The 25,096-nt window shown below is 60.6% G+C and carries 22 protein-coding genes; 15 read left to right on the plus strand and 7 right to left on the minus strand.

Features of this window, described 5'->3' with window-relative positions; all coding sequences use genetic code 11:
- Positions 1-20: 20 nt before the first annotated feature.
- The 7 genes from AC1DUP_RS06280 to AC1DUP_RS06310 form a co-directional block, all read right to left on the minus strand.
- A complete protein-coding gene (locus tag AC1DUP_RS06280) occupies positions 21-1,640 on the minus strand; it encodes an ABC transporter substrate-binding protein (RefSeq protein ID WP_113307473.1) in 1,620 nt (539 codons plus the stop codon).
- A gap of 25 nt (positions 1,641-1,665) precedes the next feature.
- Positions 1,666-2,586 (minus strand): ABC transporter permease, encoded by a 921-nt coding sequence (locus tag AC1DUP_RS06285; RefSeq protein ID WP_113307474.1) that lies wholly within the window; start codon positions 2,584-2,586, stop codon positions 1,666-1,668.
- Positions 2,586-3,434 carry an ABC transporter permease gene (locus tag AC1DUP_RS06290; protein ID WP_113307475.1) on the minus strand — a complete coding sequence of 283 codons (849 nt, stop codon included), beginning with the start codon at positions 3,432-3,434 and terminating at the stop codon, positions 2,586-2,588. Before AC1DUP_RS06290 ends, AC1DUP_RS06285 begins: the two co-directional genes overlap by 1 nt.
- On the minus strand, positions 3,434-4,015 hold the full coding sequence (locus AC1DUP_RS06295) for an ANTAR domain-containing protein (RefSeq protein WP_113307476.1): 582 nt from the start codon (positions 4,013-4,015) through the stop codon (positions 3,434-3,436). Before AC1DUP_RS06295 ends, AC1DUP_RS06290 begins: the two co-directional genes overlap by 1 nt.
- Positions 4,012-5,145: a transporter substrate-binding protein gene (locus tag AC1DUP_RS06300; protein ID WP_113307477.1), complete on the minus strand. Its 1,134-nt coding sequence runs from the start codon at positions 5,143-5,145 to the stop codon at positions 4,012-4,014. The genes AC1DUP_RS06295 and AC1DUP_RS06300 overlap by 4 nt, the downstream gene beginning before the upstream one ends.
- A 239-nt stretch (positions 5,146-5,384) precedes the next feature.
- The gene (locus tag AC1DUP_RS06305) at positions 5,385-5,606 is read right to left on the minus strand and encodes a hypothetical protein (protein ID WP_477832280.1); all 222 of its coding nucleotides are present in this window, start codon (positions 5,604-5,606) and stop codon (positions 5,385-5,387) included.
- Between the two features lie 233 nt (positions 5,607-5,839).
- Positions 5,840-6,532: a GntR family transcriptional regulator gene (locus AC1DUP_RS06310; RefSeq protein WP_113307478.1), complete on the minus strand. Its 693-nt coding sequence runs from the start codon at positions 6,530-6,532 to the stop codon at positions 5,840-5,842.
- Between the two features lie 178 nt (positions 6,533-6,710).
- On the opposite strand from AC1DUP_RS06310, the gene AC1DUP_RS06315 reads away from it, so the two are divergent.
- From AC1DUP_RS06315 to AC1DUP_RS06385, 15 genes are all read left to right on the plus strand, one after another.
- Positions 6,711-8,648 carry an ABC transporter substrate-binding protein gene (locus tag AC1DUP_RS06315; RefSeq protein ID WP_113307479.1) on the plus strand — a complete coding sequence of 646 codons (1,938 nt, stop codon included), beginning with the start codon at positions 6,711-6,713 and terminating at the stop codon, positions 8,646-8,648.
- Positions 8,649-8,723: 75 nt separating this feature from the next.
- Positions 8,724-9,710: an ABC transporter permease gene (locus AC1DUP_RS06320; protein WP_113307480.1), complete on the plus strand. Its 987-nt coding sequence runs from the start codon at positions 8,724-8,726 to the stop codon at positions 9,708-9,710.
- Positions 9,707-10,861, plus strand: a complete 1,155-nt coding sequence (locus AC1DUP_RS06325) for an ABC transporter permease (RefSeq protein WP_113307481.1) — start codon at positions 9,707-9,709, stop codon at positions 10,859-10,861. The genes AC1DUP_RS06320 and AC1DUP_RS06325 overlap by 4 nt, the downstream gene beginning before the upstream one ends.
- The gene (locus tag AC1DUP_RS06330; protein WP_113307482.1) at positions 10,858-12,558 is read left to right on the plus strand and encodes an ABC transporter ATP-binding protein; all 1,701 of its coding nucleotides are present in this window, start codon (positions 10,858-10,860) and stop codon (positions 12,556-12,558) included. Before AC1DUP_RS06325 ends, AC1DUP_RS06330 begins: the two co-directional genes overlap by 4 nt.
- A gap of 3 nt (positions 12,559-12,561) precedes the next feature.
- Positions 12,562-13,770 carry a D-mannonate dehydratase ManD gene (manD, locus tag AC1DUP_RS06335; RefSeq protein WP_113307483.1) on the plus strand — a complete coding sequence of 403 codons (1,209 nt, stop codon included), beginning with the start codon at positions 12,562-12,564 and terminating at the stop codon, positions 13,768-13,770.
- Between the two features lie 12 nt (positions 13,771-13,782).
- On the plus strand, positions 13,783-14,937 hold the full coding sequence (locus AC1DUP_RS06340; RefSeq protein WP_113307484.1) for a mandelate racemase/muconate lactonizing enzyme family protein: 1,155 nt from the start codon (positions 13,783-13,785) through the stop codon (positions 14,935-14,937).
- A gap of 165 nt (positions 14,938-15,102) precedes the next feature.
- A complete protein-coding gene (locus AC1DUP_RS06345) occupies positions 15,103-16,095 on the plus strand; it encodes an LLM class flavin-dependent oxidoreductase (protein WP_113307485.1) in 993 nt (330 codons plus the stop codon).
- Positions 16,096-16,118: 23 nt separating this feature from the next.
- Entirely contained in the window at positions 16,119-17,468 is a 1,350-nt protein-coding gene (locus AC1DUP_RS06350) for an LLM class flavin-dependent oxidoreductase (protein WP_113307486.1), read from the plus strand.
- An 18-nt stretch (positions 17,469-17,486) separates the two neighbouring features.
- Positions 17,487-18,686, plus strand: a complete 1,200-nt coding sequence (locus tag AC1DUP_RS06355) for a M20 aminoacylase family protein (RefSeq protein WP_113307487.1) — start codon at positions 17,487-17,489, stop codon at positions 18,684-18,686.
- Positions 18,683-19,240, plus strand: coding sequence for a GNAT family N-acetyltransferase (locus AC1DUP_RS06360; RefSeq protein WP_113307488.1), 558 nt, complete (start codon positions 18,683-18,685; stop codon positions 19,238-19,240). Before AC1DUP_RS06355 ends, AC1DUP_RS06360 begins: the two co-directional genes overlap by 4 nt.
- A 38-nt stretch (positions 19,241-19,278) precedes the next feature.
- Positions 19,279-21,060: an amino acid ABC transporter permease/ATP-binding protein gene (locus AC1DUP_RS06365; protein WP_113307489.1), complete on the plus strand. Its 1,782-nt coding sequence runs from the start codon at positions 19,279-19,281 to the stop codon at positions 21,058-21,060.
- 93 nt (positions 21,061-21,153) lie between these two features.
- Positions 21,154-22,098, plus strand: coding sequence for an ABC transporter substrate-binding protein (locus AC1DUP_RS06370; RefSeq protein WP_113307490.1), 945 nt, complete (start codon positions 21,154-21,156; stop codon positions 22,096-22,098).
- Between the two features lie 75 nt (positions 22,099-22,173).
- A complete protein-coding gene (locus tag AC1DUP_RS06375; RefSeq protein WP_113307491.1) occupies positions 22,174-23,112 on the plus strand; it encodes an ABC transporter substrate-binding protein in 939 nt (312 codons plus the stop codon).
- Positions 23,113-23,123: 11 nt separating this feature from the next.
- Complete coding sequence (locus AC1DUP_RS06380) at positions 23,124-24,155, plus strand: LLM class flavin-dependent oxidoreductase (protein ID WP_113307492.1); 1,032 nt, start codon at positions 23,124-23,126, stop codon at positions 24,153-24,155.
- Between the two features lie 141 nt (positions 24,156-24,296).
- The gene (locus AC1DUP_RS06385) at positions 24,297-24,893 is read left to right on the plus strand and encodes a DsbA family protein (protein WP_113307493.1); all 597 of its coding nucleotides are present in this window, start codon (positions 24,297-24,299) and stop codon (positions 24,891-24,893) included.
- Positions 24,894-25,096: the final 203 nt, after the last annotated feature.

The following is a 25,096-nucleotide window of genomic DNA, read 5'->3' on the forward strand; positions in this document are numbered from 1 at the left end:
AGGCATTGTTTATTCGGGGTCTATTGCTTCACGTAGATCGCGTCGTAGTTGATGACTCGGGTCGGGTCGATGTAGATGTTGTCGGCACCGCCCATGCGCAGCGACTTGGCAACGACACGGCGCTCGTTGATGACGGGGACCCACGGCGCATCAGCCATGATATCGGTGAAGATCTTGCCCCAGGCGGCAGTGCGCTCGGCGGACTTGGCCGGATCGGACATGGAGTCGGCTGCTACCGCGCGCTTGTCGAGATCGGCATTGCAATACCAGGACCAGTTCCAGCCGCCCTGAACAGCACCCGCGCAACCGAGGATCGGGCCGTAGAAGTTGGACGGATCCGGGAAGTCGGCAATCCAGGCCATGCCGCCAGACCAGATCATCGGCGCTTCACCTTCCGTGCCGCCTGCGGCAATCACGTTTGCCTGCGCGAGGGCGCGGACCTCAGCCTTGACGCCGATAGCTGCGAGATCCTGCTGGATGGCCTGAGCGATACGCGGTTGCGGATCGGTGTTGGTCGAGTAGAGCACTGTTTCGAAGCCATCCGGAAGGCCGGCTTCGGCAAGCAGCGCCTTGGCCTTGGCGACATCATAGGTATAGCCGGGGAAAGACTTGTCATAGCCAGGCATCAGCGGTGGCAACGGCTGGTTGGCAGGCGTGGCGCGACCGTTCAGGATGCGGGTGACGCGCTCCTTGTTAATGGCCATGTTAACGGCCTGGCGCACCTTCACATTGTCGAAAGGCTTCACCTTGGTGTTCAGCGTGACGTAGCCGGTGTGAAGCTGCTCGCCGTCGACGATCATCTGCGGGCCGTCGGCGGAGTTCTTGATTTCGAGGAACTTGGCCGGCGGAATGCCGTCACCGGCGATATCCACTTCGCCCTTCTGCAGGCGCAGTAGTGCCACCAACGGCTCCTGTCCGACTTCAACCTTGAAGCTATCGATATGCGGCATGTCCTTGACGAAATAGTCCTTGTTGCGCTCAAAAACGAGCTGCTGGCCGATCGTCCAGTCCTTCAGGATGAAGGTGCCGGAACCGACCGGTTTCTTGCCGAAGTCGCCGCCGGCGGCTTCGACTGCCTCCTTCGGCACGACCGAGGCGAAGTTGATGGCCAGCACATGCAGGAAGGTCGCGTCGGGGCGCGAAAGATGGAAGACGACGGTGTCTTCGTCAGGCGTTTCGATGCCAGAGAGCGTCTCGGTCTTGCCGCCCGTCTCGTCGTCAAAGCCCTGGATCGCTCCAAAGAAGCCTGCACCCGGACCCTGCGTCTTGGGGTTGACCGCGCGCTCGATAGAGTATTTCACGTCGGCGGCGACGATTTCGCGAGCATTTGTGAATTTCACGCCCTTGCGTAGCTTGAACGTATAGGTGAGGCCATCAGGCGAGACGCTAAAGCTCTCGGCGAGTGACGGTACGAGGTTTGGCGTGCCCGGCTCGTAATCCATCAGTCTGGAATAGAGGCTCTTGATCATCGACCAGTTGACCCAATCGTAACCGATGGCGGGGTCAAGCGTGGTAATGTCGTCCTTGTAGGTCACGACGATATCGCCGCCCTGTTTTGGTGTTTCCTGCGCCTTTGCGGCGAAGGGAGCGATCGCCACCATCGTTGCCGTGGTTGTGTGTCGAAGCCAGCGTTTGAACATTTGGGTTCCCCTTCTTTGGTTGCTGTCAACGTGTGCGGATGCGTGGATCAATGAGCGGTGTCACCAGATCGGCGAGCAGATTGCCGATGACGATGGCGAGTGCTGATGTCAGCGTGACGCCCATAATAATCGGTATGTCGACCTGCTGGATGGCCTGCCAGGCGAGCTGGCCGATGCCCGGCCAACCATAGACCGCCTCGACGACGACCACGCCGCCCATGAACTGGCCGATATCGATACCGATCATGGCGATGATCGGCAGGATGGCGTTCGGCAGGGCATGGCGAAAGATGACGCGGCGCGAGGAAAGCCCCTTGGCGCGGGCCGTGCGAACATAATCCTGATTGAGAACGTCTATCATCGCCGATCGAACCATGCGTGCATACCAGCCGGCCCCGAGGACGCCGAGGGTGGAAGCAGGCAGCACGACATGGGCAAGCGTTCCGTAGCCGCTCATCGGCAGCCAGCCGAGTGTCACGGCGAAAACATAAAGCAGCAGGAGGGCAACGACGAATTGCGGCGCGGAAACCCCGACGAAGGAAGCCGTCATCACCACCCGGTCGATGAAGCCCCCGCGGCGTACGGCAGCGATCGTACCGAGTGTCAGCCCGAGCACCACCTCCACCAGGATGCCGGCCAGCATGAGGACGAGTGTTGCCGGCAGGCGGGCGGCGATCAGCGTCCAGACCTCGGTCTTCTGTGCATAGGATCGACCGAGATTGCCGTGCAGCAGATTACTCAGATAGGTGCTGAACTGGATGAGCAGCGGCTGGTCGAGGCCGAGTTCGTGGCGGATACTGGCGACCGTCTGCGTCGTGGCGCTTCGACCGGCAATCATGCGCGCCGGGTCGGCCGGCAACGCATAAAGCAGAACGAAGGTGATGGCGGCAACGCCGAGAAGAATGAGGGCGGCCTGCACCAGCCGGCGAAGGATGAGGAAGAACATCAGCCTCTCCCGCGCTGGGTGGGATCGAGAATGTCGCGCAGTGCATCCCCGACGAGATTGAAGGAGAGGGCGGTCAGCAGGATGATGGCGCCGGGGAAGAAGACCAGCCAGGGGGCAGCCTGGAAGTAGCTCTGGCTTTCGAAGATGATGTTGCCCCAGGAGGGCTGCGGCGGCTGCACGCCGATACCGAGGAAAGAAAGGGTCGCTTCGAGCAGTACCGTCGTTGCGATGCCGAGTGTTCCCCAGACGATCGCCGTAGGTACCAGATGCGGCAGGATATGCAGGAAGAGGATACGCACGTGGCCGGCACCAAGCGAGCGCTCGGCCATGATGAAATCACGCTCCACCAGGCCGCGCGTCTCCGTATAGACGATGCGGGCGACCTGCACCCAGTTGACGAGGGCAATCACCATGGCGACGATCCAGAGGCTTGGCCGCAGCAGCGCAGCGAGCACGATTGCCAGCAGCAGGGCCGGGAAAGCCATCATCAGGTCGGTGAAACGCATCAGGATATTGCCGACGATGCCGCGCATGTAGCCGGCAAGAATGCCGATGAACAGGCCGATCGCCACAGCGATGCCGTTGGCGACAAGGCCGATAACGAGAGAAGTGCGGGCGCCGAAGAGCATGCGGGAGAAGAGGTCGCGGCCGAGCGTATCCGTGCCGAGCAGATAGGGACCGCCGGGCGCCAGCGGAGCGCCTTCCAGCGAAAGGCCGTCGAACATCTGCTCATCGGGATTGAAGGGAGCGATCCAGGGTGCGGCAATCGCAAACGCGATCACGATGAGGACGACGATAAGGCCGAAGAGAGCAGTCGGCTGGCGCAGCATGGCTTTGATCACACGCATCAACCGGCCTCCGGCAGGGGTTCTATGCCGCCGAGAATGAAGGCGGCGATCTGTTCCGTCGGCAGGCGGCGGCGCATGGCGCAGTTGCGCAGGATCGAATAGGCGCGTTCCTCATCGACCCCATGCGCCTGCATCAGCTTTTCGACAGCGGCATGGACGAGCGGGCGCATGCGTACGCGCTCTTCGAGATATTGGAGCCGCTCCGCAACATTTTTGCGCTCCTGATGAATGGAGACGGCCATGACGAGGGCCGGATAGACGGCGGAGGCGGCGATCGGCTTGGCGATGATTGCACCGGCGCCCTGGCCGAGTGCCCAGGCTATGCGACCGGGTGCTTCCGAGCCGAGCAGAGCAACGACCGGGCATGTCGGCATCGCGCCAGCCCACGGCAGGAGATCGTCAAAGCCCTGATCGGCATCGACGATAACCATATCTGGCACGCTTGCGGCCGAAAGCGGCGCCCATTGCAGGGTTGCGGACAGGCCGAGCAGACGGAGCTGGCGGATCAGCCTTTCGGTGTTGCCGTCCTCGCGGTGAAGGACGACGGCATGCCAGCCGGTGAAATTGGGCGTTTCCTTCATGACACCACCCGCAGTTTCGGCGAAGCCGATTTGTTGCGGCCGGTCAGATAGGGATCGGCCGCAAGCGGCGGACGGGAGGCGATCACATCGAAACCGTTGTGGATATTGATGCGGCCGAGATGGAAGGGCAGCGCGGCGTGGTTCGTCTCCCGGTCGATGGAAACCGCGCCGAAGGGTGTTGCCCAACTTCTGTCGTACAGTTCCTGGCGCACGGCCGCCGGCTCGTCGCCGCCGGCAGCCACGATCGCATCGACACAAAGACGCACGGCAGTATAGGCACTGGCAAAGACGCTGGAGATGCGGCGAGGCTCGCCGTAATGGGCAACGATCCGCTGCTTGAAATCGCCATTTTCGGAAGTAGCGACACTGTCGAAATAGGAGGCGGCGCAGAGCTGGCCGATGGCCGCACCCGGCGCAATATCGTCCAGCTCACATTCCATCAGGTCGCAGCTGACGACAGGGCAATTCTCGGGCCGGAAGGCGGGGTCGCGATCGGCAAGCCGGCGGATCGCCTCGTGGAAGGCATAGCTCGACGGGCCGATAAGATTGTTGAGGATGAAGCTCGGGCAGCGCTGCTCGATATCGGCGACGATGCGCTCGACAGCGGTTTCCTCGAGCGGCAGGTAACGCTCGCCCAGAACCTCGCCGCCCGCATTGGTGGTGAGTTCGCGGGCGAGCCGGTTCATCTCCCAGCCCCAGACATAGTTGGCGCCGACAAGATAGGGCCGGTTGCCGTAACGTGGGATCAAATGTTCGAAGAGCGGCAGCAGATGCTGGTTCGGGCAGCCGCCGACATAGATGACGTTCTCGTTCGCCTCGAACCCTTCGTAAGGGCACATGTACCAGAGAAGCCCGTCATGCTTTTCGATGAGCGGGATGACCTCCTTGCGGGCAGCCGAGGTAATGGTGCCGACGATATGGCGGCAGCCGGCGCGCAGCAGATTGCGCGCGCCTTCGAGATAGGCGGCAAGATCGGCCTGCGGGTCGAAGAAGACCGGTTCGACCGACCGGCCGCTCGTTGCCGCAAATTCGGCGATCGCGAATTCCGCGCCGTCACGTGCGTCGCGGCCCATCGAGCCGTAAGGGCCGGTGGTGGAGTAAAGAATGCCGATTTTCAACGCATCGTTCATCTGTAGCCAAAAACCAAAAACCCCATGAGGGCGTTCCATCCGCGATGGGGCCATCATGGGGCGAAACTGCCCAGCGACTATCGAAGTCATGTAAGAGTGCGGAGATGCTCTCTGCCTAATCCGCAAGCATGAATAAAATACAGGCACTCCGGCTTTGTCAAGCGCGCTTGAGGTGATTTATCGGCTGTGCGGCAAGATCGTCAGCCGCACACTACACGCCCCGTAAATCAGCCTTTGTATTAGCCAGATGCGGGCTTAGCGTGGCGGGAGACGCGCATGCGCTCGATAATATGATGGCCGGACCCGCCGACATGTTTGGCGATGGTCTGGGCCGCGCCCTCCGCAGCCTGCGCCTTGATGCAGGCGATCAGCTCGCGATGTTCTTCGAGCACGTTCGATTGCCGGCTGAGAGACGTCGGAAAGCGTCGGCTGATTGCCCACAGGATCTGGCGATGGCGTATCCAGAGATCGACGRCATGGCAGTATGGTGCTTGTCATACATCAGGCGGTGGAATCGCATTTCCAAGTGCGAACGGGCCAGCTCCTCGACGTCCGCCTTGGTGACGATATCGACGAACCAGCACGTCAGGGCAGGCTCGATCAGGGCCTCGATTCACAGATGTCACAACCGAACTCCTCTGTGTGTCGTTTCCCCAAACCGCTCTACATTTTCCGGTGGCATACGGTATCAGGCCTACCGTTTCCTCAGCCGTAGCCGCTCGATGATACTCCGGCCGGAGCCCTCGACATGCTGGCCGATGACGCGCGCTGCGCCTTCGGCGTCCTGCACCTTGATGCAGGCAATCAACTGCCGGTGTTCCCCGATCACATTGGCCTGACGGCTCAGTGATGTGGGAAAGCCACGACCGATTGCACCCAGGATTTGGCGATGCCGAATCCAAAGATCGACGGCATGCCGATTGTAATGCCGGTCGTACATCAGCCGGTGGAACTGCAGGTCGAGATCAGAGTGTTTTTCCTCGTCAGCGTAGTTCAGCGCCTCGATCTCCGCCTGCACGCGCTCGAGATCGTCAATGTCGCTCATGGTAGCGATGCCAACGAACCAGCGGGTCAGGGCGGGCTCGATCAAAACCTCGATCTCGCAGATGTCGCGGACAAACTCCTCGTCGATCGGGCGAACCCGGGCCCCGCGGTTTGGCTCCATGATGACGAAGCCTTCGCCACGCAGCTGCTGCAGCGCCTCGCGGACCGGATTGGTTGAGGTCCCCATGCGGCTTGCCAGCTCGGCGACCTTCAGGCGCTCGTTGGCCTTCAGGCGGCCGTGGATGATGTCGTCGCGCAACCGCTCGTAGATGGAAGCGCCGCTGTCATCGACGAGGTCGTCACCCTCGGATGCCGGCTGTCTCATGCTCGTTATCGTGCTCATGAGTTTACTTTTAATGCACTTTCCCCGTGTTTGCCAAGAGCGAAATAAATAAGTTCATACACTCAGATTGACAAAGAATGTACGATCTGAAAGGTATCGTTCAACACGAGGCCGCAACGGATGTCGTGAACAAGGGACGGAAACCGGCGGTGAGGGCCGGCTATCAGGAGGAGAAAATATGGGTTACCAGCAAACGCTGCGTGGCCTCGTCGTGTCGACGGGGCTGTTAGGTGCTGCCATCCTGGGATCGATGGTCCCGGCTTGGGCGGTCGATTTCAAACAGGCGCCAATGCTCGACGAGCAGGTCAAGGGCGGCAAGCTGCCAGCCGTCGCCGATCGTCTTCCGGAACATCCCTACGTCGAGACCATGGTCGATGGCGTCGGCAAATATGGTGGCACGCTGCGCACCACGATCCTTGCCAACGGCGACCAGTACAATCTGACCCGCACCATCGCCAACGAGCTGCTGGTTCGCTGGGATCCGGCCTGGCAGAAGGTCGTCCCGTCGCTGGCGGAAGAATTCACCGCGTCTGAAGACGCAACTACCTACACTTTCAAGCTGCGCAAGGGTCTGAAGTGGAGCGACGGCCAGCCGTTTACCGCTGACGACATCATGTTCTGGTACGAAGACGTGTTCATGAACAACGCGCTCTCGCCGGCCAAGAACCCGACATTCACCGTCGCCGGCAAGCCGGTGAAAGTGCGCAAGATCGACGACCTGACGGTCGAGTTCAAATTCGATTCGCCTTACGGCCTCTTCCTGCAGCAGCTCGCCTATGGTCAGGGCCATCTGCCGGTCATCTACCCGAAGCATTACCTGCAGCAGTTCCACGAGAAATATAACAAGGACGGCATCCCGGCGCTCATGAAGGCCAATCCGGCTGCCGGCGACTGGGTAGCGCTCTTCAATTCGAAGGTTTCGCTGACGTTCCAGCCGCCTTTCTGGCAAAACCTCGAATTGCCGACCATGAACCCCTGGGTTCTGACGGTTCCCTATGCCGATAGCGACCGTGTCGTTGCGACTCGCAATCCCTATTACTGGAAGGTCGATCCTGACGGTAACCAGCTTCCCTATATCGACGGCATCACCTGGGCGAAGCTCGACGATCCGCAGCTGATGGCCTTGAAGATGACCTCGGGCGAGTTCGATTTCTCCTTCCGCCACATCAACAACTCGACCTTCAAGTCAGTGCTTTTCGACGGCCAGGAAACCGGCAATTATCGTTTCGTCGATGTCAAGGATCTGCCGGCCAATGATGCCGTCATCCTCTTGAACCTCAACTCGACCGATGACGTGAAGCGCAAGCTCTTCCAGAACAAGGACTTCCGCATCGCGCTCAGCCACGCCATCAACCGTCAGGAGATCATCGATCTCGTCTATGTCGGCCAGGGCGCGCCGGCACAGGTCGCAACGCAGCCGGAGCACGAGCTCTTCAACGAGCGCGAGGCGAGCCAATACACCGAGTTCGATCCGAAGCTCTCGAACGAGATGCTCGACAAGATCATGCCGAAGAAGGATGCAGAAGGTTTCCGCCTCGATGAGAGCGGCAAGCGCTTCACCATCAACTTCATGGTCGCCGACGTCTTCGGTCTTTCCTACCCCGACGTCATGCAGATGGTGCAGAAATATGCCAAGGAAGTCGGCATCGATATTCAGCTGCGCACCACCGACCGTGCCCGCCTGAATACGATGTGGTCTGCCAACGAGCAGGACGCCTATATCTGGAACTGCGTCGGCGGTCTCTCGGAAGTCTATACCGATCCGCGCTGCTACATGCCTTTCCAGAAGGCTGATATCTTCTTCGCGATGCGCTGGAGCGAGTGGTATTCCAACCATGCGACTGGCGAAGAGCCGCCGGAGCAGATCAAGGCGCTGATGGCTGCCTATGACAAGGTCAATGCCGCCGTCACCGATGATGATCGTCGCAACAAGATGAAGGAATTCCTGAATCTCTCGGCCGACAACTTCCTCAACATCGGTATCTCGCGCCCCATGCCGAAATACATGATGGTGTCGAAGAACCTGAAGAATGTCGTCAACGGTATCCCGATCACCGGCAACCTCTGGCACCCGGCTCCGACGCTGACCCAGTGGTATTTCGACAAGGCCAATTAAGGCTCCTCCCAGAGCCGGTGGGGGTATCATGCCTCCGCCGGCCACCCCTTCGATCCTATCGAACGGTCACAGATCATGCTCCGTTATATCGCCAAGCGGCTGGTGTTCGCTATCCCGACACTTTTTGCCGTATCCATCATCGCCTTCGTCATCATCCAGCTACCGCCGGGGGATTATCTGACGACCCTCATGGCCGACTGGGCGAGTCAGGGTGGCGCCGTGGAAGAGGGAACCGTCGCCGCCATGCGCGAGCGTTACGGTCTCGATCAGCCGATGTATTTCCAGTATTACAAATGGATTGCCGGCATCCTGCTGCATGGCGATTTCGGCATCTCCTTCGAGCTCGGCAAGCCGGTCACGGAGCTCATCTGGGGTCGTCTCGGCTTTTCGCTGCTGCTTTCCTTCCTGACGCTCTGCTTCGTCTGGGCAGTGGCGATCCCGATCGGCATACTCTCTGCGGTTCGCCAATATTCGATCTCCGATTATTCGGCGACCTTCCTTGCCTTCTTCTTTCTCGCCGTGCCCGATTTCCTCATGGCGCTTTCGGCCATGTATTTGATGTCGGCCTATTTCGGCCAAAGCGTGGGCGGCCTGTTCTCGCCCGCCTATGTCGATGCGCCCTGGAGCTTCGGCCGGCTCATCGATTTCGCCCAGCATGTCTGGCTGCCGGTCATCATCATCGGCCTCGGCTCGCTTGCGGCACTTGTCCGCATCATGCGCGCCAACCTGCTCGACGAACTATCGAAGCCCTATGTGACGACGGCCCGCGCCAAGGGCATGTCCGAATTCGAACTCCTGATCCGCTATCCGGTGCGCCTTGCGCTCAACCCGCTGATCTCGACGCTCGGCTGGATCCTGCCGGCGGTCATTTCGGGCGAGATCATCGTCTCCGTCGTGATGAGCCTGCCGACCACGGGACCGCTGCTGCTGCGCGCCCTGCTTGCCCAGGACATGTATCTCGCCGGCTCGCTCATCCTCTTGATTTCGGTGTTGACGATCATCGGCACGCTGATCTCCGACATCCTGCTCGCCATCACCGACCCGCGGATCCGGTTCCAATGACAGATATCACCCATCTCCCGCCGGATACCGGCCCGTCCATCAATCTCAGCGGCAAGGATATCGCCGTTGCCGGCCAGTGGCAGCTCTTCTGGCTGAAGTTCAAGAAGCACAAGATCGCACTGGCGAGCCTCGTCGTCATCGTCTTCATGTATCTTGTCGCGGCCTTCGCCGATTTCATCGCGCCGCTGGATCCGAACGCCACCAATGCGCGCTTCACTTATGCGCCGCCTCAGGGGCTCTCGCTGCTCATCGACGGTTCTTTCCGTCCGCATGTCAGCCAGCTCAAAATGACGCTGAACACGGAATCCATGCGGCGCGAATTCACGCCCGATCCTACAAAGCCTGTTGATGTCGGCTTCTTCGTCAAGGCGCCGCAGCCCTATTATCTGCTCGGCTTCATCCCGATGCAGACCAAGCTCTTTGGTCTCAAGAACCCGATGCCCGGTGACAGTCTTTATATTTTTGGCGCCGATCGCCTCGGCCGCGATATCTTCTCGCGTGTCGTGCATGGCGCCAAGATCTCGCTATCGATCGGCCTCGTCGGTGTCTTCATGAGCCTTATTCTTGGCGTCACCATCGGCGGTATCTCGGGCTTCTTCGGCGGCTGGATCGACCTCGGCATTCAGCGCATGATCGAACTGCTGCGCTCCATCCCGACCATCCCGCTGTGGATGGGGCTTGCCGCCGCCATTCCGGTAGGCTGGCCGCCGCTGCGTACCTATTTCGTCATTACGCTGATTGTTTCTCTGATAGGCTGGACGAGTCTGGCGCGTGAAGTGCGTGGCAAGTTCCTGTCGCTGCGCAATGAGGACTTCGTCATCGCCGCGCGCCTCGACGGCATGAGCGAGATCGGCATCATCTTCCACCATCTGGTGCCGTCCTTCATGAGTCACATCATCGCGACGCTGACGCTGGCGATCCCCTCGATGATCCTTGCTGAGACGGCGCTCTCCTTCCTCGGCATCGGCCTGCAGCCGCCGATCATTTCCTGGGGCGTGCTCCTGCAGGAGGCGCAGAACATCCGTGCGGTGGCGCAGGCCCCGTGGCTGTTGTTCACGCCTGCCGCCGCCATCGTCATCTCGGTGCTTTCCCTCAACTTCCTCGGCGACGGTCTCCGCGATGCCGCAGATCCCTACGAGTCGGTTTCATGACCATGACAGACGATACGATCCTCAAGGTCGATGACCTCAAGACCTATTTCCCGACCCGTACCGGCATCTTCAAGGCGGTCGACGGTGTTTCCTTCGAACTGAAGCGCGGCAAGACGCTCTGCGTCGTCGGCGAATCCGGTTCCGGCAAATCGGTGACGGCGCGTTCCATCCTGCAGATCGTCGACCGGCCGGGCCGGATCGAGAGCGGTTCGATCGTCCTGACGCGGGAAGATGGCACATCGACCGATCTCGCCAAGCTCGACCCGCGCGGCAAGGACATCCGCAACGTGCGCGGCAAGGAGATCGCCATGATCTTCCAGGAGCCGATGAGTTCGCTCTCGCCGGTGCATCGCATCGGCACGCAGATCGGTGAGGCTCTGCGTATCCATTTCGGTATCCGCGGCCAGCAGCAGCGCGAGCGTGTGCTCGAACTCCTGCGGCAGGTGGAAATCCCTCGGCCGGAAACGGCGATCGACCGCTACACGTTCGAATTCTCCGGCGGCATGCGCCAGCGCGTGATGATCGCCATGGCGCTCGCCTGTAATCCCTCGGTCCTGATTGCCGACGAGCCGACCACGGCGCTCGACGTGACGACGCAGGCCGAAATCCTCGACCTGATCCGCAAGCTGCAGCAGAGCCACGGCATGGCCGTGCTCTTCATTACCCATGACATGGGTGTCGTCGCTGAGATCGCCGACGAGGTGCTCGTCATGTATCGCGGTAAGGTGATGGAGAAGGGACCGGTCGAGCAGATCTTCCACGCCCCGCAGGACGACTACACGCGCGGGCTGATCGGCTCCGTCGTCAAGCTGGAGCGTAAGGCGGAAGTGCGCCTGTCACGGCCGCCGATCCCGGCCGAAGCGCCACCATTGCTGGAGGTGAAGAACCTTTCGCTGACTTTCCCCTCCGGCCTGAAGGCTGTCGATGACGTGTCGTTGATCGTGCGTCCGGGCGAAACGCTTGGGATCGTCGGCGAATCCGGTTCCGGCAAGACGACGATGGGCCGCTGCATGCTGCGCATCTACGATCCGCAATCCGGCGCCATGGATTACCGCCGCAAGGACGGCAGCACTGTGGAACTGCGCACCACCGACAAGGCAACACTGAAGGATGTGCGGCGCGATATCCGCATGATCTTCCAGGATCCGGTCGGTTCGCTCAGCCCCCGCAAGACGGTCGGTCAGATCATCGCCGAGCCGCTGAAGCTTGCCGGCATGAAGGGCAGGCCGCTCGACGACCGGGTTTCCGAACTTATGCAGCAGGTCGGCCTCGAACCCGCCTGGCGCGAGCGTTATCCGCACGCCTTTTCTGGCGGCCAGCGTCAGCGCATCGGTATTGCCCGGGCGATTGCCGTCAAGCCACGTCTGATCATTGCCGACGAGGCGACCTCGGCGCTCGACGTTTCCTTGCGCTCGCAGATGCTGGACCTGATGATGAAATTGCAGGACGAGCTTGGCCTCTCCTATGTCTTCATCTCTCACGACATGTCGGTCATCCGCTATATGTGCGACCGCGTGGCGGTCATGTATCGCGGCAAGATCGTCGAGGCCGGTGAGACCGATCAGGTCGTCAACAATCCGGCGCATGACTACACGCGTGCGCTTCTCTCGGCCATTCCCCATCCCGACCCGCGTGACCGGCGCATCCACAACCGGTTCCGCTACGACCCCACACGTACAGTTTCAGCCAACGGATAAGTCATGAAAATTACCGACGTCAAAATTATTGTCTGCTCGCCGGGCCGCAACTTCGTCACCGTCAAGATCTTCACCGATGAAGGCCTGACAGGCGTCGGCGACGCCACGTTGAACGGCCGCGAAAAGGCCGTCGTCGCCTATCTGCAGGATCATCTGGCGCCGCTTCTGATCGGCCGTGATCCCTCGCGCATCGAAGATATCTGGCAGTATTTCTACAAGGGTGCCTACTGGCGCCGCGGCCCAGTGACGATGGCGGCAATCGCCGGTATCGATACGGCCCTCTGGGATATCAAGGCCAAGGCCGCCAATATGCCGCTCTACCAGCTGTTTGGCGGCGCGAGCCGCGAGAAGGTGCTATGCTACACGCATGCCCAGGGCACCGATATTGCCGAAGCCGTCGAGGCCGTCGGCAAGCGTATCGAGCAGGGCTACAAGGCGATCCGCGTACAGGTCGGCATTCCGGGACTGCCTGACGTTTATGGTACGGGCAAGAAATCCGTCACCAACAATGCAGACGATGATGCTGTGCCGCATGAAGAGGTTTGGTCGACCTCGAAATATCTGCGCCACATCCCCAAACTGTTCGAAGCCGTTCGCGAAGCCCATGGTCCCGATATCGAACTGCTGCACGACACCCATCATCGCCTGACACCGATCGAGGCGGCTCGCCTCGGCAAGGATCTGGAATTTGCCCGTCTCTTCTGGTTGGAGGACACGGTTGCAGCAGAACACCAGGAAGGTTTCCGCCTGATCCGCAAGCACACGACGACGCCGCTTGCCGTTGGCGAAGTCTTCAACACGATCTGGGATGCGCGCCTGCTGATCGAAGAGCAGCTGATCGACTATATCCGCACCACGACGGTGCATGCCGGCGGCATCACGGCACTTCGCCGCATCATGGATTACGCCAGCGTCTATAATGTCCGCACTGCCTGCCACGGCGCGATGGACATGTCGCCGATCTGCCTTGGCGCCAACCTGCATCTCGATCTCTGGGTTCCGAACTTCGGTATCCAGGAATATTCCGGCTACCTGCCCGAAATCCTCGAAGTCTTCCCGAGCGCCTGGAGCCTCAATGATGGCTATCTGCATCCTGGTGAGGCTATCGGCCACGGCGTCGATATCGATGAGAAGCTTGCCGAGAAATATCCATACCAGCGCGCCTACCTGCCCGTGAACCGTCTGGAAGACGGCACGCTGTGGCATTGGTAGGAGGAGAAAGAAATGAAGATTGCAGCGATAAAGACCTATGCCGTCAAGGTCGGCATCCGCAACCAGCTTCTGGTGAAGGTCGAAACGGACGAAGGCATTTTCGGCTGGGGCGAGAGCGGTTTGTCCGGCCGCGAAAAGGCTGTGGTCGGCGCTCTCGAACATTACGCGGAATTTCTGCGCGGCCGCGATCCGTTCAAGATCGGCGCACTCTGGCAGGAAATGTATCGCAGCCAGTATTTCGAGGGCGGCCGCGTGCTGCAGGCGGCGATTTCCGCCATCGATATCGCGCTGCATGACATCAAGGGCAAGGCGCTCGGTGTTCCTGTCTATGAACTCCTGGGTGGCAAACAGCGCGACCGCATCCCGACCTTTGCGACGACCTTCGCCGAGCCGGGACCGGCGATGATCGAGCAGGCGAAGATGCTGGTGGAGCACGGCTGGACGGCCATGCGCCTATCGCCCGCTGGCCACGAGAACAAGGATATCTACGAGCCGCGCGAGCACATCGCCACGACGGCGAAATGGTGCATCAAGGCCCGTGAGGAGCTCGGTGAGGACGTCGTGCTCGGTATAGACTACCATCACCGGCTGACGGTGGCTGAGGCCGCGAGCTTCTGCCAGAAGATGCCGAAGGGCACGCTCGACTTCCTGGAAGAACCAATCCGCGACGAGACGCCGGGCGCCTATGAAGCGCTCAGGCGCATGACCGATGTTCCTTTCGCGATCGGCGAGGAGTTCTCCTCGAAGTGGCAGTTCCTGCCCTACATCGAGCGCGACATTCACCAGTTCAATCGGCTCGATGTTTGCAATGTCGGCGGCCTGACGGAATCGATGAAGGTCGCAGGCTGGAGCGAGACGCATTATGTCGACATGATGCCGCATAATCCGCTGGGGCCGGTCTGCACTGCCGCGACCATCCACTTTTCTGCGGCGGTCGCCAATTTCTCCTGGCTGGAAACCCGGGCAAGCCCGGCCGAAACCCATCTCGGCTTCGACAATTCCGAGTTCTTCCCGGTTCAGCCGCGGCTCGAAGGCGCGTTTTATCCGGTCTCGGACGCTCCTGGCCTCGGCATCGAGGTCAACGAGGAACTGATTGCCAGGCAGAGCTTCGAATATTGGGAAGCGCCGCATCTGAAACGCCGCGACGGCTCGGTCACGAACTGGTAATATAGCGCGCGGACAGGTTTCGGCAGGCATGTCCTGACCTGTCCGCACGCAACGAATTTTCCTGAACTACACGCTTAAAGAGAACACTCTTTCTTATAATTCATATTGTCTATGGTTTTTATAGATTATGCGACGCAACCGCGGAGCTGATCTGGATGAAACCATATGTCTTATCTTCTGAGCCTTCTCGACAAGAGCCCGGTTGAACAGGGAAAAACTGCCGCCGAAGCCTTGCAGGCGAGCGTGCGGCTGGCGATCCGCGCCGAAGAACTCGGCTATAACAGGTTCTGGGTCGCCGAACATCACAACATGTCCAATCTGGCGAGCTCTGCGCCGGAAACCTTGATCGCCTATCTCTTGGCGCGGACATCGAAGATCCGCATCGGCTCGGGCGGGGTGATGCTGCAGCATTATAGCGCCTACAAGGTGGCCGAGAGCTTCAATCTTCTCGCCTCGCTGGCGCCTGGTCGCGTCGATCTTGGTGTCGGCAAGGCCCCAGGCGGCTTTCCGCTGTCGACACGGGCTCTGCAGGCAGCCTTCGATCCTGAAAGAAAGCCGGATTTCTCTGTCCAGCTTTCCGACATCAACACCTATCTCGCCGCCGATCCCAATTACGAGGGCGCGCAGGCGACACCTTTTCCACCGACGGCACCCGAGCGCTTCCTTCTTGGCGCAAGCGTCGAGAGCGCAGTGTTGGCCGCCGAGAAGGGCTGGGAGCTGGTATTCGCCGGTCATCTCAACGGCGATCCGGAAAACCTGCGCAAGACCTTCGAAGCCTATGAACGCGCCTCCGGTGGCAAGAAGCCGATCCTGGCGCTCGCTGCCTTCGCAGCAGATAGCGAGGAGCAGGCCCGCGAGCGCGTCGGCAATCTGCGCATCGTCAAGATTTTTCTGCCGAATGGCCAGACCGTGAATGTCGGCAGCGAAGAACAGGCGGCCGAATTCGCCCGCCAGGCCGGCGTTACGGAGTATCGCACCGAAGAAAAGGTACCGAGCGTGCTGCATGGCACGGCAACCCAGATTCGCAAGGAACTGGACGAGTTGCATCACCGCTACGGCGTCAAGGAATTCGTCCTCGACACGCCTGCCCTTGCTGCATCCGAGCGGCTTTCCTCAATCGAATTGCTCGCCAAGGAACGGCTTTCCCTCGCAGCCTGACCATCCCCAGGAGGATTGAACCCATGGCCCAGAAGAAAATCACTTTCGGTATCATGCTGCAGGGCCCAGGCGGCCATATGAATGCCTGGAAACATCCAAGCGGCCCGGCTGATGCCAGCACCAATTTTGAGTTTTTCGTCAAAACGGCGCGCAAGGCCGAAGAGGCCGGCATAGCCTTCGCCTTCGTTGCCGATGGTCTCTACATCAACGAACAGTCGATCCCGCACTTCCTCAACCGTTTCGAGCCGCTGACGATCCTTGCGGCGCTCGCGGCCTCGACCTCTAAGATCGGTCTGGTTGGCACGGTTTCCACGTCCTACAGCGATCCCTTCACGATCGCCCGCCAGTTTGCCTCCATCGACCTCGTCAGCGGCGGCCGCGCCGGTTGGAACGCCGTGACTTCGCCGCTCGAAGGGTCGGGCCGCAACTACGGCCGCGAGCATCCCGAGCACGAGCTGCGTTACGAGATCGCCGAGGAATATATCGACGCCATCAAGGGTCTATGGGACTCCTGGGATGACGATGCCTTCGTGCGTGATCGCGAGAGCGGTGTGTATGCTGACAAGAGCAAGCTGCACCGGCTGAACCACAAGGGGCGTTTCTTCCGCATTGAAGGGCCTCTCAATATCGGCCGGTCGAAACAGGGTCAGCCGGTCGTCTTCCAGGCAGGTGCCTCCGATTCCGGCATCCGGCTTGCCGGCAAACATGCCGATGCGGTCTTCACCAATGGCGGGCCGATCGAGGAAGCGCAGGTTTTCTACAAGCAGCTCAAGCAGAGCGCGGTCGCGCAGGGACGCCGAGCCGCAGAGATCGGCATCTATCCTGGCATCGGCCCGATCGTTGGGGCGACGACAGAGGAAGCGGAGGCCAAGTATCAGGCGATCCGCAATCTCGTCACCATCGAAGAGGCGCTTCTCTATCTCGGCCGCTTCTTCGACCATCACGATTTCAGCGCTTATCCGCTCGATGAGCCGTTCCCTGACATCGGCGATATCGGCCGCAACAATTTCCGCGCCACGACCGACCGGATCAAGAAGACGGCCCGCGAGAAGGGGCTGACCCTCCGGGATGTCGCGCTCGACAGCGCAACGCCGCGCACCGCTTTCATCGGCACAGCTGAGCACATTGCCGACGAGATCATCCGCTGGATTGATGGCGAGGCGGCCGACGGTTTCATCCTCGGTTTCCCTGTCATCGCCGAAGGCTTCGACGATTTCGCGAAATACGTTCTGCCGATCCTCGAAGCGCGCGGTTACTTCGACCCTGTCCTGAAGGGAGAGACATTGCGCGACCACCTCGGCCTGCCGTTCCGCGAGAGCCGATATGCGGGTGGCGAAGAGGCTATCGAACATGGAAAGGCCGTCGGCGCATAACGCGCCGCGGACGTTTCCATGAATGTCATCACCAAGACTTCGCGCAGTCATGATCGGATCGAGGTAGGAATTGCCGCTCATCTCGACGAGTTCATCGCGCTTCGCCACGACCTTCATCAATATCCGGAGCTTGCTTTTCAGGAACGCCGCACGAGCAAGCTCGTGGCTTCGCATCTTTCCTCCTGGGGCTATGAGGTGGCGACGGGCATTGCCGGTACCGGCATCGTCGCCACCCTGGTCCGCGGGAATGGCAAGCGGACGATCGGCATCCGCGCCGATATGGACGCGTTGCCGATCGAAGAAGCGACCAGCCTCTCCTATGCCAGCAGCAATCCCGGCGTGATGCACGCCTGCGGTCATGATGGCCATACGACAATCCTGCTTGCGGCCGCACGCTACCTTGCGGAAAGCGGCAATTTCAGCGGCACCTTGCGGCTGATCTTTCAGCCCGCGGAAGAGATCGGCGCTGGCGCCCGCAAGATGATTTCCGAAGGGCTGTTCGAACGCTTCCCGGTTGATGCGGTTTTCGGTCTGCATAATTGGCCGGCCGTGCCTGCAGGCCACTTCGGTTTCGTCGCCGATGCCGCGATGGCATCCGTCGATCAGGCAGTCATCCGCATTGTCGGCAAGGGTGGTCATGGCGCCGAGCCGCATCGTGCCGTTGATCCCATCCTCGCCTCGGCCTCCTTCATCACGGCGTTGCAGAGCATCGTTTCGCGCAATGTCGATCCGCAGGATATGGCCGTTGTCACCGTCGGCTCCATCCATGCCGGGTCAGCGTCGAACGTCATTCCGGAAAGCGTCGAGCTGAAGCTGACGATGCGTGCCTTCAGCCAGGCGGTGCGCGACAAGCTCCAGGAACGCGTGCCGGCGCTTGCCCGAGCCCAGGCAGAGAGCTTCGGGGCAACGGCCGAGGTCGACTATCGGCTCGGCTTTCCAGCGCTGATCAATCACCGGGCCGAGACGGCCTTTGCCCGCGAGGTCGCGCTGTCCTCTTTCGAGCCGGAAAGCGTTGAAGCGGGGTTCCGACCGCGCACGGCGAGCGAGGATTTCGCCTTCATGCTGCAGGAGAAGCCGGGCAGCTACCTCTTCGTCGGCAATGGCGACAGCGCTCCGCTGCACAGCGCCCACTACGATTTCAACGATGCGATCATTGCGCCCGCCGCCCGCTATTGGGTGCGGCTCGCCGAGACCTTCCTCACTGACGATAACGGGTGACGAACGACATGAGCGATACGTTTCTCTACACCAGTCCTCTCGACCCTCGCGCCAAGCCGCTGATCGACGAACTGATCCACGAATATGACAGCCGCTACGGAAACTATTTCAGCGAGGAGGGTGCCGCGGCCGAACTCAATCGCTATCCGCCCGAGGCTTTCGCCCCGCCTGTCGGCAATTTCTTGCTGCTCGTGCGCGACGGCGAGACGATCGGTGGTGGAGCTTTCAAATATTACGACCGGGAGACGGCCGAATTCAAACGCATCTGGACGCACTCCGATCTGCGCAGGCAAGGCCTTGCCCGCAAGGTGCTTGTGGAGCTGGAGGTTCAGGCGGCCCGGCAAGGCTATCAGCGGGTCTACCTGACGACCGGCTTTCGCCAGCCGGAGGCCGTCGGCCTCTACCTTAACTACGGCTACACGGCACTCTTCGACCCCAAGGTCGACCCTGAAATCTACAAGACGCTGCCTTTCGAGAAGGACATTCGTCACCTCGCACCGCAGCTGTCGGCCAATACCGATCAACCGCCGCTGCAGGCCGCAGCGGGTCGCTGAGTCCAAGCAAAAAACACTCCACAACAAGGGGAAACACGATGGCACTGACGAGCGACTATGCCGGCATCGACACCGGCAGCAGCAGGGCAGACGATCATGCGCAGCAGGACTACTCGCGATTGAGGATCGTCCCGGCGCGGCATCCCGGCCGGCTTGCCGGCAGCGTATTCGCCGCTGTCGTCATTGCCGCAGTGCTCTATTCGACCTTTACCAATCCGCGCTGGGGCTGGGATGTCTTTGCCGAATGGTTTTTCGCAGCGCCGGTTCTTGCCGGTCTCGGGCGCACGCTGCTTCTGACGCTGCTTGCGACAGTTTCCGGCTCTATCCTCGGAACCGCGCTGGCGCTTGCCCGCGTCTCGAAATCGCCGCTGCTGTCTGGACTCTCATGGGGTTATATCTGGCTGCTGCGGTCGATCCCCGTCATCGTTCTGCTCCTGGTGCTGAACAATCTCGGCTATCTCTATGAGACCATTACCCTCGGCGTACCATTCACCGGCACTGTCCTTTTCGAATATCCGACGACACAGTTGCTGACGCCCTTTGCTGCGGCGTTCCTCGGCCTCACGCTCAATCAGTCGGCTTTTTTCGCCGAGATCGTCCGTGGTGGCATCCTGTCCGTCGATCAGGGGCAGCTTGAAGCCGCCTCGGCCCTCGGTCTTCCTCGTCGCCGACAGGCCTTTCGTATCGTGTTGCCGCAGGCCATGCGGTCGATCCTGCCAACTGGTTTCAACGAGATCATCGGGCTGACCAAGGCCACTTCGATGGTCTATGTGCTGGCCCTGCCGGAGCTGTTCTACACGGTACAGGTCATCTACCGCCGGAATCTCGAGGTCATTCCGCTGCTGATGGTGGCGACGGTCTGGTATCTCGTCATCATGACGGTGCTGTCGATCGCCCAGCACTATATCGAGCGCTATTTCTCGAAAGGCGCGCTGCGCAACCCGAAGCCATTGCCCTTCCAGGCTTTCTTCCAGCGTTTCGGCCGTCCGCTACCTGCAATTACGCCCTCGAGCGTACCAGTCCGCACCTCCGGTTTCGGGGATGCGGCAGTGCTGCGATCCGCCGGTGCGGTGCGTATCCACGGCATTTCCAAAAGCTTCGGCTCTCTAAAGGTGCTCGACGGCATCGACCTAACCCTGCCGGCAGGCAGCGTCACCGCCATCCTAGGCCCCTCCGGCTCCGGAAAATCCACGCTGCTGCGCGCCATCAATCACCTGGAGCGCGTCGATAGTGGTTTCATCTCGGTCGATGGCGATCTCGTCGGCTACGAGCAGAAGGGTGACGTGCTCTACGAACTCAAGGAAAAAGACATTCTGAAGCGTCGTGCCGACATCGGCATGGTCTTCCAGAGCTTCAATCTCTTCCCGCATCTGACCGTGCTCGAAAACCTCATCGAAGCGCCCGTCCAGGTGCGTGGCCTGAGCCGCGAGGACGCCATCCAGCTTGCGCAGGAACTGCTTGCCCGCGTCGGCCTCAGCGACAAGATCAACGCCTATCCGCGTCAGCTTTCCGGTGGCCAGCAGCAGCGCGTCGCCATCGCCCGTGCGCTGGCACTGCGCCCGAAGGTGCTGCTGTTCGACGAGCCTACCTCAGCGCTCGATCCGGAACTCGTGGGCGAAGTCCTCGACGTCATCAAGGAGCTGGCGCGTACCGGCACGACGCTTGTGATTGTCACCCACGAAATCGGTTTTGCCCGCGAGGTGGCCGATACCGTCGTCTTCATGAACGGCGGCCACATCCTCGAAGCCGGTTCGCCGGCCCGCATCTTCAACGAAGCGGAACATCCCCGAACCCGAGAATTCCTCGCCAAGGTCTTCTGAATAAGAGGGCAGGGCGCCAGCAGATCCCGGCCGCGACGGGCGTCCGGAGGGCATGAAAACAACAACAACCCTAGGATGAAATGGAGAAGGAAAATGGCATTCAGAAATAGAGCCAATTACCTGCTTGCCGGTGTCGTCGCCTTGGCGACACTCGGTCTCGGCACGGCGCAGGCCGCCGAAAAGTTCAATCTCAGCCCGGATACGTCCAACCGCGTACGCGCTGAAAAGGACGAGACGGCCATCAAGGCCATCGCGCCGAACTTCAAGTTCGTCGAACCGGGCAAGTTCACCGTTGCCGTCAATGCCTGGGATCCGCCGATTGCCACCTATGCATCGGATGCTGCGACCGTGGTCGGCGCCGATCCGGATCTGGCGCAGCTGCTCGCCGATTCCTTCGGCCTTGAGCTGAACCTCGTTTCAGTCGCCTGGGCTGACTGGCCGCTCGGCGTCTCCTCCGGCAAGTATGATGCGGTCATTTCCAACGTGACGGTCACCGAAGAGCGCAAGGAGAAGTTCGATTTCTCTACCTATCGCAAGGACGTGCTCGGCTTTTATGTGAAGTCCGACAGCAAGATCACCGAGATCAAGGAACCGAAGGACGTCGCCGGTCTCAAGGTGATTACGGGTGCTGGCACCAACCAGGAAAAGATCATCCTGGAATGGGATCGGCAGAATGTTGCCGCCGGCCTGAAGCCGATCGAGGTTCAGTATTATGACGACCGCGCCGCAGCCGACCTGGCGCTGCAGTCCGGTCGCGCCGATATCGAGTTCAATCCGAACGCGACCCAGGCCTACAGCTCTTCCATCAAGGGACACACCAAGCTTGTCGGCATCGTCTCCGGCGGCTGGCCGCTGACGGCTGAAATCGCCGTCACGACGAAGAAGGGCGGCGGCCTTGCGGATGCCGTCACCGTCGCCGTCAACGATCTCATCAAGAACGGAAAGTACGGCGAAGTGCTGAAGCACTGGAGCCTGAACGCAGAAGCCATCGACGAAGCAAAGACCAACCCGCCGGGGCTGCCGAAGAGCGGCTCATAAAGGATGGTCTGACGGACCGGCGTTGGAGGTCGCGCCGGTCCGTCCTCGTTTTCATATATTTTGGAGAGTTCTGTTGTGACGATATTTTCCAGACTGCGCATCACATCGATTGCCACCATTGCCTCGCTGGCAGCCTGCTATGCAGGCATTGCCACGGCTGATGAGTTCGACCTGAGCCCCGAGCAGCCCAACCGCGTGCACGCGCAACGCAACGAGGCGGCGATCGCGTCCATTCCGAAGAATTTCAAGTTCGTATCGCCCGGCAAATTCACGATTGCGGTCAGCCCCGGCGGGCCGCCGCTCGCCACCTACGCGACGGATGCCAGGACGGTCGTCGGCGCAGACCCCGATTATGCCAGTGCCATCGCCGAAAGCTTCGGGCTGCAGCGTGAGATCGTCCCGGTTGCCTGGATCGACTGGCCGCTCGGCCTGACCTCGGGCAAATATGATGCTGTCATTTCCAATGTCGGCGTGACCGAGCAGCGCAAGGAGAAGTTCGATTTCTCCACCTACCGGAAAGGCCTTCACGGTTTCTTCGTCAAGGCGGACAGCCCGGTGAGCTCGATCAAGGAGCCGAAGGATGCGGCGGGACTGCGCTTCATCGTCGGTGCCGGCACCAATCAGGAACGCATCCTGCTGAAATGGAGCGACGAGAATGTCGCCGCCGGTCTCAAGCCTCTCGAGCTGCAATATTATGACGATGAGGCGGCAAGCCTGCTGGCGCTGCGCTCGGGTCGCGCCGACGTCATCGTCCAGCCGCATGCGCAGCTCGTCTACATCGCCGCCCGCGACAAGAACCTCAAGCGGGTCGGAACGCTGAGCGCTGGCTGGCCCGATCGCTCCGATGTCGCGATCACCACCCGCAAGGGAAGCGGCATTGCCGATACGCTGACGCTCGCCACAAACGGCCTGATCAAGGATGGAACCTATGCAAAAATCCTTGAGCACTGGCAGCTCTCGGAAGAGGCGCTGCCGGCCTCCGAGACGAACCCGCCCGGCCTGCCGAAATTCTGAGTGAGGACAAGATGAGCGGCAATACGCTTTCGATCAGCCATATCGGCTTTCTGACACCCGGTAACTATTCCGATGACGACCCGCTCCCCGGCCTCGAAAAGACGTTGCAGCTCCTTGGTTTCGGTGAAGAGCTGGGTTTCGAAAGTGCCTGGGCTCGCCAGCGGCATCTGGAGCCGGGAATCTCCTCGGCGACCGCCTTTCTGGCGGCCGCCACCCAGCGAACCAGCCGTATCGAACTCGGCACCGCTGTCATTCCGATCGGTTACGAAAGTCCGTATCGGCTGGCAGAGGATCTTTCGACGGTCGACGTTCTATCAAAGGGAAGGTTGAATGTTGGACTGAGCGCAGGACGTCCGCTGCATGCCGACCTCATCGGTCCGCTTGCCTTCGACGGCGACTGGCAGAACCATGATTTCTCGCATGAACGCGTGCTGCGCTTCGCCGGCAATCTGAAGGGAACCTATCTCGGCGACGAGAACACCTTCATCAAGACGCCGTTCGGCCCGCAACGCCCGAGGCTGCATCCCTATGCGAGAGGCCTGATTGACCGCATCTGGTATGGCGGCGGCTCGCTGCGCTCGGCCGCCTGGGCCGGGCAGAACGGGTTCAACCTACTGATCGGCAATGTCACGACCGGCGAGGAGACCGACGATTTCTTTGTCGCCCAGTCCCGTCAGCTGGTCGTCTACCGTGGCGCTGGCGGAGCCGATCGACGTGTAGCGCTCGGCCGTGTCATCGTGCCCTTCGACAGTGCCGATGCGGCCACCCGCAGGCGATATGCCGATTATGCCGCCGGGCGTCATGAGCGCACGCTTTCCCCGCAAGGTGAGCGGCGCACCCTTTTTGCCAGCGATCTCGTTGGCACATCGGAGCAGATTCTCGAGCGTCTCCATGCCGATCCCATCCTGCCGCATGTCAGCGAGCTCCGGCTGGAATTGCCCTATGAATTCGAACATGACGAATATCGCCAGATCCTGCATGACTTTGTCACGCATATCGCGCCTGAACTCGGCTGGCAGACAAAGGTCCTTCGGGTGGCCTGATGCGTGATATTGCTATGCGAGTCGCTTGAAAGAACCGAACGAGCAGGTGCATCAATAACATGTCCCCATCGGCCTTGAATCGAGTGCTGCATTCGACCGCAGCCTCAGTGCGACAAACATCGGAATTGTAGGAATCTCTCCGTGACCAGATTAGTCGAATATTTCATTTCCATAAGCTCACCCTGGTCGTATATCGGGCTGGATGCCTTTGCCGAGCTTGCCGAAAAAAACGATGTGAGCATCAAGCCGTATCTGACGACGGTCGTTGAAGAAAACGGCGGGATTTTCTCTCGCAACCGGCCGGAAATCCGTCGAGCTTACTGGGTCCGGGATCTCAAGCGTTGGGCGGGTGTCCGCGGCAAGACCCTGATCCTCGAAAACCGGCCGGAACTCAGCGATCCAACGCCGGCTTCCTTCTTCGTCATCGCCGCCTATCTCGACCGCCAGGACTGGATCGGCGTGACACGTGCCTTGCAGCATGCCTTCTGGAGCGAGGCAAAGGATATCGGCAGGCCCCATATCCGCGAAGCGATCGTCAATGCGGCCGGTTTCGATGGAGCGGCCTTGCTGCGGCGGCAGGGCGACGGCGATGTTCAGCAGAAATGGGCGGCAGATCGTATTCACGCACGCGAAAGAGGCGTCTTCGGCTTTCCGACCTTTGCCTATGAAGACGAGCTCTACTGGGGACAGGACAACTTGCCCTTCCTCGAGCGCCATCTTCACGGCGACAGGCCGTAAAAAGCCGTCGTTCGAACAGCGCGCTTCCGTCGCCGGTGAAACTCTCTCCGGCGGTGAGATCGATATTGTGTCTTCTAAAGCCGCCGCTGACCGTCTCACCGGACGCAGCGTTCTTTCCGAGCGCAGGATCGTGGAGATCGGCGACAAGCGGAAGTCTATTCGCCGCCGCATCATGCTGGAAGGCGACGTGCCCAGCCCGTCGC

The sequence above is a fragment of the Rhizobium sp. 01L419 genome, from assembly GCF_056400025.1.

Excerpts from the sequence above, each read along its gene's own strand:
- AC1DUP_RS06280 (WP_113307473.1), bottom strand. The coding sequence starts at position 1,640 with ATGTTCAAACGCTGGCTTCGACACACAACCACGGCAACGATGGTGGCG.
- AC1DUP_RS06285 (WP_113307474.1), bottom strand. The coding sequence starts at position 2,586 with ATGTTCTTCCTCATCCTTCGCCGGCTGGTGCAGGCCGCCCTCATTCTT.
- AC1DUP_RS06290 (WP_113307475.1), bottom strand. The coding sequence starts at position 3,434 with ATGCGTGTGATCAAAGCCATGCTGCGCCAGCCGACTGCTCTCTTCGGC.
- AC1DUP_RS06295 (WP_113307476.1), bottom strand. The coding sequence starts at position 4,015 with ATGAAGGAAACGCCCAATTTCACCGGCTGGCATGCCGTCGTCCTTCAC.
- AC1DUP_RS06300 (WP_113307477.1), bottom strand. The coding sequence starts at position 5,145 with ATGAACGATGCGTTGAAAATCGGCATTCTTTACTCCACCACCGGCCCT.
- AC1DUP_RS06310 (WP_113307478.1), bottom strand. The coding sequence starts at position 6,532 with ATGAGCACGATAACGAGCATGAGACAGCCGGCATCCGAGGGTGACGAC.
- AC1DUP_RS06315 (WP_113307479.1), top strand. The coding sequence starts at position 6,711 with ATGGGTTACCAGCAAACGCTGCGTGGCCTCGTCGTGTCGACGGGGCTG.
- AC1DUP_RS06320 (WP_113307480.1), top strand. The coding sequence starts at position 8,724 with ATGCTCCGTTATATCGCCAAGCGGCTGGTGTTCGCTATCCCGACACTT.
- AC1DUP_RS06325 (WP_113307481.1), top strand. The coding sequence starts at position 9,707 with ATGACAGATATCACCCATCTCCCGCCGGATACCGGCCCGTCCATCAAT.
- AC1DUP_RS06330 (WP_113307482.1), top strand. The coding sequence starts at position 10,858 with ATGACCATGACAGACGATACGATCCTCAAGGTCGATGACCTCAAGACC.
- manD (WP_113307483.1), top strand. The coding sequence starts at position 12,562 with ATGAAAATTACCGACGTCAAAATTATTGTCTGCTCGCCGGGCCGCAAC.
- AC1DUP_RS06340 (WP_113307484.1), top strand. The coding sequence starts at position 13,783 with ATGAAGATTGCAGCGATAAAGACCTATGCCGTCAAGGTCGGCATCCGC.
- AC1DUP_RS06345 (WP_113307485.1), top strand. The coding sequence starts at position 15,103 with ATGTCTTATCTTCTGAGCCTTCTCGACAAGAGCCCGGTTGAACAGGGA.
- AC1DUP_RS06350 (WP_113307486.1), top strand. The coding sequence starts at position 16,119 with ATGGCCCAGAAGAAAATCACTTTCGGTATCATGCTGCAGGGCCCAGGC.
- AC1DUP_RS06355 (WP_113307487.1), top strand. The coding sequence starts at position 17,487 with ATGAATGTCATCACCAAGACTTCGCGCAGTCATGATCGGATCGAGGTA.
- AC1DUP_RS06365 (WP_113307489.1), top strand. The coding sequence starts at position 19,279 with ATGGCACTGACGAGCGACTATGCCGGCATCGACACCGGCAGCAGCAGG.
- AC1DUP_RS06370 (WP_113307490.1), top strand. The coding sequence starts at position 21,154 with ATGGCATTCAGAAATAGAGCCAATTACCTGCTTGCCGGTGTCGTCGCC.
- AC1DUP_RS06380 (WP_113307492.1), top strand. The coding sequence starts at position 23,124 with ATGAGCGGCAATACGCTTTCGATCAGCCATATCGGCTTTCTGACACCC.